At 72.2% G+C, this 7646-nt stretch carries 7 protein-coding genes; all 7 read left to right on the top strand.

Annotation, left to right across the window (positions count from 1 at the left end; all coding sequences use genetic code 11):
• The coding region (locus tag RIF89_RS09095; protein WP_309068803.1) for a hypothetical protein at positions 1 to 551 on the top strand (551 nt) is incomplete at its 5' end.
• 37 nt (positions 552 to 588) lie between these two features.
• Positions 589 to 1572, top strand: a complete 984-nt coding sequence (locus RIF89_RS09090; RefSeq protein ID WP_309068802.1) for a MoxR family ATPase — start codon at positions 589 to 591, stop codon at positions 1570 to 1572.
• A gap of 14 nt (positions 1573 to 1586) precedes the next feature.
• On the top strand, positions 1587 to 2885 hold the full coding sequence (locus RIF89_RS09085; protein WP_309068801.1) for a DUF58 domain-containing protein: 1299 nt from the start codon (positions 1587 to 1589) through the stop codon (positions 2883 to 2885).
• Between the two features lie 25 nt (positions 2886 to 2910).
• Positions 2911 to 5319, top strand: a complete 2409-nt coding sequence (locus RIF89_RS09080; protein WP_309068800.1) for a transglutaminase domain-containing protein — start codon at positions 2911 to 2913, stop codon at positions 5317 to 5319.
• Between the two features lies 1 nt (position 5320).
• A complete protein-coding gene (locus RIF89_RS09075; RefSeq protein WP_309068799.1) occupies positions 5321 to 6658 on the top strand; it encodes an RDD family protein in 1338 nt (445 codons plus the stop codon).
• Positions 6655 to 7467 carry a protein phosphatase 2C domain-containing protein gene (locus RIF89_RS09070; protein WP_309068798.1) on the top strand — a complete coding sequence of 271 codons (813 nt, stop codon included), beginning with the start codon at positions 6655 to 6657 and terminating at the stop codon, positions 7465 to 7467. The genes RIF89_RS09075 and RIF89_RS09070 overlap by 4 nt, the downstream gene beginning before the upstream one ends.
• Positions 7467 to 7646, top strand: a 180-nt coding sequence (locus RIF89_RS09065) for a hypothetical protein (RefSeq protein ID WP_309068797.1), incomplete at its 3' end; no start/stop codon positions are given. The genes RIF89_RS09070 and RIF89_RS09065, both read left to right, overlap by 1 nt.

The following is a 7646-nucleotide window of genomic DNA, read 5'->3' as shown; positions in this document are numbered from 1 at the left end:
TTCACAATCCTCACGTGACGGCGACGCGCAACGGAACCTCAATCACCTTCGAGTGGAACGCGAATCCGTCGGCGAACGGTCGCCCGATCGACAGCGTGCGAGTCACGGGCGCCGTCACCAGCAGCGCTACGAGCGGGTCGCAGACCATTGATTTCGGGTACAGCCAGACCCGGGAGATCACTGTGACGGTCACGGACAGCGCGGGCCAGCGCGTGTCGAAATCCGCGTCCGCGCGGACCGTCGATCCGCCGCCTCCGTCGGCCAACGTCAGGAACTCCGGCCAGAGCGCCGCCGGCCAGCCGAACTGCAAGACGGGAAACTGCTATTTCCTGCAGCTGAACTACGCCAACTTCCCGGGCGGGGACTACCACGTCTCATGTCACGACGAGGACAGCGCCCCCGGCGGATTCGCCGGCAGGACGTACCGACTGCGCACCGAAGGCAGCGAGCGGCTGGGCTGCTATTACGGTTTCGCCGGGCACAAGGTGCGTTTGCACATCAGCGGGCCGGGCGTCGACATGTGGACCGACTGGTGGACCTGGCAGCAATGATCACCAGAGCAGCGACAGCGATGACAAGGACGAACGAATGACGATGACGCCCGAGCAGGCGGCCTGGTTCCAGGGCACCTTCAGCCGCCTTGTCGACAACGTCGACAAGGCGCTGATGGGCAAGCGCGAGGTCGTGAGCCTCGTGCTCGCGGCGATGCTGGCCGAGGGCCACGTGCTGCTCGAGGACGCACCGGGAACCGGCAAGACGAGCCTCGCGAAGGCGATCGCCGCCACGGTGCAGGGCACGTCCAACCGCATCCAGTTCACTCCCGACCTGCTGCCGAGCGACGTGACGGGTGTCACGATCTACGACCAGCAGGCGCACACCTTCGAGTTCCACCGCGGCCCCGTCTTCGCGTCCATCGTGCTGGCCGACGAGATCAACCGCGCGTCGCCCAAGACGCAGTCGGCGCTGCTCGAGGTCATGGAGGAGTCGCGGGTGACGGTCGACGGCACGCCGCACGAGGTGGGCCGCCCGTTCCTCGTGATCGCGACGCAGAACCCGATCGAGCAGGCCGGTACGTACAAGCTGCCGGAGGCGCAGCTCGACCGATTCCTCGTGAAGACCTCGATCGGATACCCGACCCTCGAGGTGACCGAGCGCATCCTCGCCGGATCCGCGGACCGCAACCCGTCGGCGAGCCTCACGCCGATCATCACGACGAGCGCCGTGTCCGACATGGCCGACCTCGCGGCGACCGCGCACGTCGAGCCCGCCGTGCTGCGCTACGCGGCCGAACTCGCGGAGACGACCCGCACCGACAAGGACACGCGTCTGGGCGTGTCGGTGCGCGGGGCGATCGCGATCGTGCGCCTGGCGAAGGTGTGGGCCGCGGCCCAGGGGCGCCATTACGTGATCCCCGACGACATCAAGGCGCTCGCGCAGCCGGTCTGGGCCCACCGCCTGGTGATGGACCCCGAGGCCGAGTTCGTCGGCACGACGCCGGAGACCGTGATCGCCCGTGTGCTCGACAGGGTGTCGGCCCCGCAGGCCCGCGCCGCCGGCGTGACCACCGGATGATCTGAGCAGGACCCATGACGACCGCACCCGTCACCGACAGCGAGGCGACGACCGCCCCGCCGCCGGTCCGCGCGCCCGAGCACGAGGAGGCTCCGACCCAGGCGAGCTGGCGCGAGGTCGCGCTGTACCTGCTCGGCCGGATCGCGTCGGATGCCCGCCGCGCGGCGAAGGTCGTGCGTCCGATCGGCTGGGTCGTGATCGGTCTCGCGGTCGCGCTGTGGATCGTGGGCCCCTGGCTCGGCTGGCGGGAGATCACGACGGCCGCGGTCGTCGCCACGACCGTGATCGCGCTGTGCCTGCTGTTCCTGATCGGCCGCACCACGTACGACGTCGCGCTCGACCTGACCCGTACGCGCGTGGTCGTCGGCGAGCGGGCGTTCGGCGCGCTCACGCTCGCGAACTCGGGCACGCGGGCGATCCTGCCCTCTCGCGTCGTGCTGCCCGTCGGCGGCGGACGCGGCGTGTTCGGCATCAAGCACCTCGCTCCGGGCGAGCAGGTCGAGGAGCTCTTCGCGATCCCGACCACGCGCCGCGCCGTGGTGCCGGTCGGGCCGGTGAGCATCGTCCGCGGAGATCCGCTGGGGCTGTTCGAGCGCGTCGACAGTCGCGACGAGCCGGTCGACCTGTATGTGCACCCGAAGACCGTGCGCTTCGACGGGCAGTCGCTGGGATTCGTGCGCGACCTCGAGGGCATGACGTCCCGCGAGCTGGCACGCGACGACATCGCTTTCCACGCCCTGTCGGAGTACCAGCCGGGCGACGACCTGCGCCACGTGCACTGGCGATCCACGGCGCGCACCGGGACGCTCATGATGCGCACGTACGAGCAGACGCGCCGCTCGCACTTCGTGATCGGAGTCTCGACGCATCCGGGCGAGTACGCCGATCCCGACGAGTTCGAGCTGGCGATCTCGGCGGCCGGTTCGCTCGGCCTGCGCGCCCTGCGCGACTCGTACCGCGTGGAGGTGCGCACGCAGACGGGCAAGCTCCGCACCGAGACGCAGAAGCACCTGCTCGACGCGCTGTCGGGCGTCGAGCACTCGCGCACCCGGGAGGGAAGCGCCACCGCGCTGGCCGGGAGCATCGCGTCCAACGCTCCCGCCGCGAGCGTCGTCGTGCTGGCGTTCGGCAGCCGCCTGACGCCCGCGCAGGTGCAGTCGGCGGTCTCGCGCCTGCCCCTCGGATCCCGTGTGATCGTGATCGTCGCGGCGCTGGGACAGGAGGCCGGAAGACGACGCATCGGCGAGGCCGACGTCATCACGATCGGCGCGCTCGAGCATCTGCCGCCGTCGCTCCGAAGGGTGCTCGGATGAGCGCCGTCAAGCAGAGGGTGCTCGGATGAGCGCCGTCCTCACGCTCCCCGTCGAGGCGCGGGAGACCCCCGAGGCGCCCGAAGTGCCGGCAGCCCCCACGCGTCGCGGAGCCCGCGCGGCCGCAGGAGCACCGCTCGAACCGCGCCGCTGGGCACTCGATCTCACTGCCGTGGCCCTGCTCCTGCTGGTTCCGGTGATCGGCTTCTGGCCCACGTTCGACGGCCCGATCGTGCTGCTGCCCGGCCTCGGCGCGCTCGCGGTCGGCCTGGGCATCGCGGCGCTGGCGGCGCTGCAGCGATGGGGCATCCTGCTCATCGCGGCCGCCGTGCTCGTCGCCTACTTCCTGCTGGGCGGGCTGTTCGCGCTGCCGCACACGGCCATCCTGGGCGTCATCCCGTCCATCGAGACGCTGCAGAAGCTGGCTCTCGGCGTCGTCACGTCGTGGAAGTCGCTGCTCACGACGGTCGCCCCCGTCGCGGCGGACGACGGGCATCTGATTGTGCCGTTCCTGCTGATCCTCGTGTTCACGGTGCTGACCGCGAGCCTGGCGCTGCGCGTGAACCCTCCGGCGTGGGCGCTGCTGCCGGCGGCCGTGTGCCTGGGCCTGCAGATCGCGCTGGGCACCTCGGAGCCCGCGCTGCCGGCCGTGCAGGGCATCCTGCTGGCGGTCGTCGCGATCGTCTGGCTCGCGGTGCGCGCGGCGTGGGCGCCCACGCGCAGCGCGGTCGCGCTGTCGTCGACGGACGAGCAGACAGAGGACCGGCGCCATCTGCTGCGCCGCGTGGGCGCCGCCGGGGGCGTGCTGGCGATCGCCGCGGCGGCGGGCGGGGTCTCGACGCTGATGGCTCCTCCGCACGAGGTCCGCTACGTGATCCGCGACGTGATCATCCCGCCGTTCGACATCCGCCAGTACGCGAGCCCCCTGCAGGACTTCCGGATCTACGTGGACGAGTACGCCAACGAGCCGCTCTTCACCGTGACGGGGCTGCCGGCCGGTGCCCGCGTCCGGCTCGGCACCATGGACACCTATTCGGGCGTCGTGTACAACGTGTCCGACTCGTCGAGCGCGTTCACGCCGCTCCGCTCGAACATGGCCGGCGGCGTGGAGGGCAGCCGCGCCGACGTACGGGTCGAGATCGGCAAGTACTCCGACGTCTGGCTGCCGGATGTCGGGCAGGTCGACGCCCTCGAGTTCGAGGGACCGAACGCCGAGGCGCTGCGCCGCGCGACCTACTACAACCCCTCGAGCGGCACGGGCGTGGTGACGACAGGCCTCAAGGCGGGTGACTCCTACACGTTCAGCACGATCGTGCCGCCCGCACCCGACGAGGCGACTCTCGCCGGGGATCGCTTCGCCGCGGTCGAGATCCCCGAGCCGACGGCCGTGCCCGACAAGCTGCGCGAGGTCGCGGCCGACGCGATCTCGGACGCGGAGGCAAGGACTCCGTTCGAGAAGGTGCAGGCGCTGCGCACCCATCTGGTCGAAACCGGCTTCTTCAGCCACGGCCTGAAGGAGGAGGAGTTCTCGCCCTCCGGGCACGGCTCGGCCCGTCTCGCCGGCATGGCCGCGGCCGAGCAGATGGTCGGCGACGACGAGCAGTACGCCGCGCTCATGGCCCTCATGGCCCACGAGGTCGGCATCCCCGCGCGCGTCGTGATGGGCTTCCACGCCGAGGGCTCCTCCGGGCAGCTCGTCGCGAACGGCGACAATCTCCACGCCTGGGTCGAGGTCGCGTTCGAGGACGCCGGCTGGGTGCCGATCGATCCGACGCCGGACGAGGACAAGGAGCCCAAGGACCAGACGACGCAGCCCAAGACCGATCCACAGCCCATGCCGCTGCAGCCGCCGCCCCCGCCGAAGGAGGAGGCGGACGAGCCGCCGCTCGTGCCGGACGACCGCGAGGCCGAGGACGAGTCCGAGCCGCTGCCCGGTTTCCTCGGGGTGCTGCTCGCGGTCGGCGGGATCAGTCTCGGCACGGTCGCGGTGCTGCTCGCGCCGTTCGTGATCATCGGCGGCATCAAGGCGTCTCGCCGCCGCAAGCGCCGCGAGGCGCCGCTGCCCGCCGACCGGATCAGCGGAGGCTGGGACGAGCTGATGGATCGGGCCGTCGACTTCGGTCGCGCCGTGCCCGTGGGCGCGACGCGCTACGAGCAGTCGGCGCAGCTTGTCGCGACGCTCGAGGAGCCCCGCGTGCAGAGCATCGCCGTGCGGGCGGACGCCGGGGTGTTCGGCCCCGGCGAGCCGACGCCTGAGGAGATCGACGCCTTCTGGGCAGAGGTCGACGGGGTCGTGGGCGGCATGAACCGGCAGGCCTCGGTCTGGAAGCGGCTCGCGGCGCGGATCAACCTGCGCTCGCTGACCCAGGGCTCCTCACTGACGAAACGCGTGCGGTCGCTGCGAGAGACGGTCTCCGCACGACGGAAGGATGGCTGACATGACGACGCCGAACCCCTATGGGGCCCCCGCGCCGGGCGCCTACCCGCCGCCGCCGCACGGAGCGCCGGCCGCCCCGTCTGGTTCCGCCCCGCACGCGGGTACGGCGTTCCCGGCGCCCGGCACCGGCGGGCACGCCGGCTCGGCCCCCGACGCGGCGCCCATGCCGGGCACGCCCGCGCCGCTCGCGCGCCGCGTCGGCGCGTATGCGATCGACGCCGCCGTCGTCCCCGTCGCGGTTGCCCTGTGGATCGGCATCGGCACGCTCCTTGCGGGGGCGCTCGGTTCCGTGGTCATCGTGATCTTCGCGATCACCGCGTGGATGCTCGCTGTCGCATGGTTCTTCGTCTACACCGCCATGCAGGGCGGACACGGCTCGATCGGCATGCGGCTGGTCAAGCTGCGGCTCGTGCGACTGGAGGGCGGTGCGCCGCTCGGCTTCGGCGGCGCCTTCCTCCGCAACATCATCTGGTCGTTGGGCGCGGCGATCATCGTCGGCTGCTTCTCCGTCCTCTTCGACAAGTCGGGCCGCAGGCAGGGCTGGCATGACAAGGTCGCGAACGCATTCATGCGCGACGCGCGGCCGCAAGCGCCGGGCGGCTCCGCCCGTCCTGGGGCGACTCCTGCTCCCGTGTCGCCCGCGGCCCCCGCCTACGGCGGGACGCCGAGCGTGCCCGCGCCCCCGGCGCCGCCGGCTGCCCCGCCCGTGCCGGCCCCGTCCGGGGAGGCGGCGTTCGGCGGCTACGTCCCGCCGCGCCCGCCGCTTCCTCCGCTGATCCCCCAGCCGGCGCCTCCCGCCCGCCCCGCCGCGGCACCCGCGCCGTCGGGCGACGGACTGATCGCCTTCGTGCCCGGCATCACGCAGGATCCGCCGGCGCCCGCCGGGTCGCCGGCTCCGCAGCCCGCCGCGCCCGTGATCGTCGATGACGAGCTCGAGGACGACACGATCCTCGTCCGTCCCACGCCGGCACCAGAGCCGGAACCGGATGTCGAGGACACGCGCCTCGTCAGCCGTACGCATCCGGCGGTGCTGGAGTGGGACGACGGCACGCAGCACACGGTCGTCGAGCGCGCCGTGTTCGGCCGCAATCCCACCGCGCCGGAGGGTGCCGAGGCGGTCATCGTGCGCGACGAGACCCTCTCGCTGTCGAAGACGCACTTCGAGATCGTCGTCGCCGACGCCGGCGTGTCCGTCGTCGACCACCACTCCACGAACGGCGTCACCATCGTGCGCGCGGGCGAGCGGCTCACCGCGGCGCCCGGTGAGGCGATCGCGCTCGAGGCCGATGACGCGCTCGAGATCGGCGACCGGATCGTGACGTTCAAGGGGCGCGGGTGAGCCGCCCGATCGTCGCCCTGAGCGGCGCGGCCACCGACGCGGGCCTGCGCCGCTCGCTCAACGAGGACTCCTTCCTGTCGGTGCCGCCCGTGTTCCTCGTGGCCGACGGCATGGGCGGGCACGACCGGGGCGAGGTCGCCTCGGCGACCGCGATCGCGGAGTTCGCACCGTTCGCGGGGCGCGACAGCCTGACGATCGACGACGTGCGCGAGGCGCTGCACCGTGCCCGCATCCGCGTCGACGGACTCTCGGGCGGCAGTCAGGCGGGCGCCGGAACGACCCTGACGGGCGTCGTGGTCGCCGACGTCGCGGGGGAGGGCTACTGGCTCGCACTGAATCTGGGCGACTCGCGCACGTACCGGCTCGCCGCGGGGCACCTCGAGCAGATCAGCGTCGACCACTCGGTCGTGCAGGAGCTCCTGGACCGGGGGGAGCTCAGCCCGGAGGATGCCTCGCGCGACCGGCGCCGCAACGTCATCACGCGCGCGCTCGGCGCCGGCAGCGACGGCGACGCCGACTACTGGATGATCCCCGCCAGCGCGGGCGATCGCATCCTGGTGTGCTCCGACGGCCTGCCGAGCGAGCTGTCGGCCGACCGGATCAGGGACATCCTGAGCGTCGAGGGGCATCCGCAGGCGGCGGCCACGCGCCTCGTGCACGAGGCCGTGCTGCACGGCGGCCGCGACAACATCACGGCGATCGTGGTCGATGCGGTCTCGGTCTCACGGCGCGGAGCGGTGACGGCGGACGACGATCCCGGCATCGACTCCGACACGCTCCCGCGAGAGCCCGTGGGAGGGATGCGCTGATGCGCGTGACATACGAGCCCGGCGGCATGCTGACCATCGTCGCCGACGACGGCATCGCGGTGCTGCCCGGAGGTCTGCCGCAGGACATGATCGACGAGGTCTGGGAGGGGCTGGACTCGGGCGACGGCGTCGCGGCCGTGCTCGATGCCCTCGGGCGCGCGTTCGGACCGGCTACTGCC

The sequence above is a fragment of the Microbacterium sp. genome (assembly GCF_031178525.1).
Taxonomy (GTDB): domain Bacteria; phylum Actinomycetota; class Actinomycetes; order Actinomycetales; family Microbacteriaceae; genus Microbacterium.
This window is presented reverse-complemented; position numbering and strand designations above follow the sequence as displayed.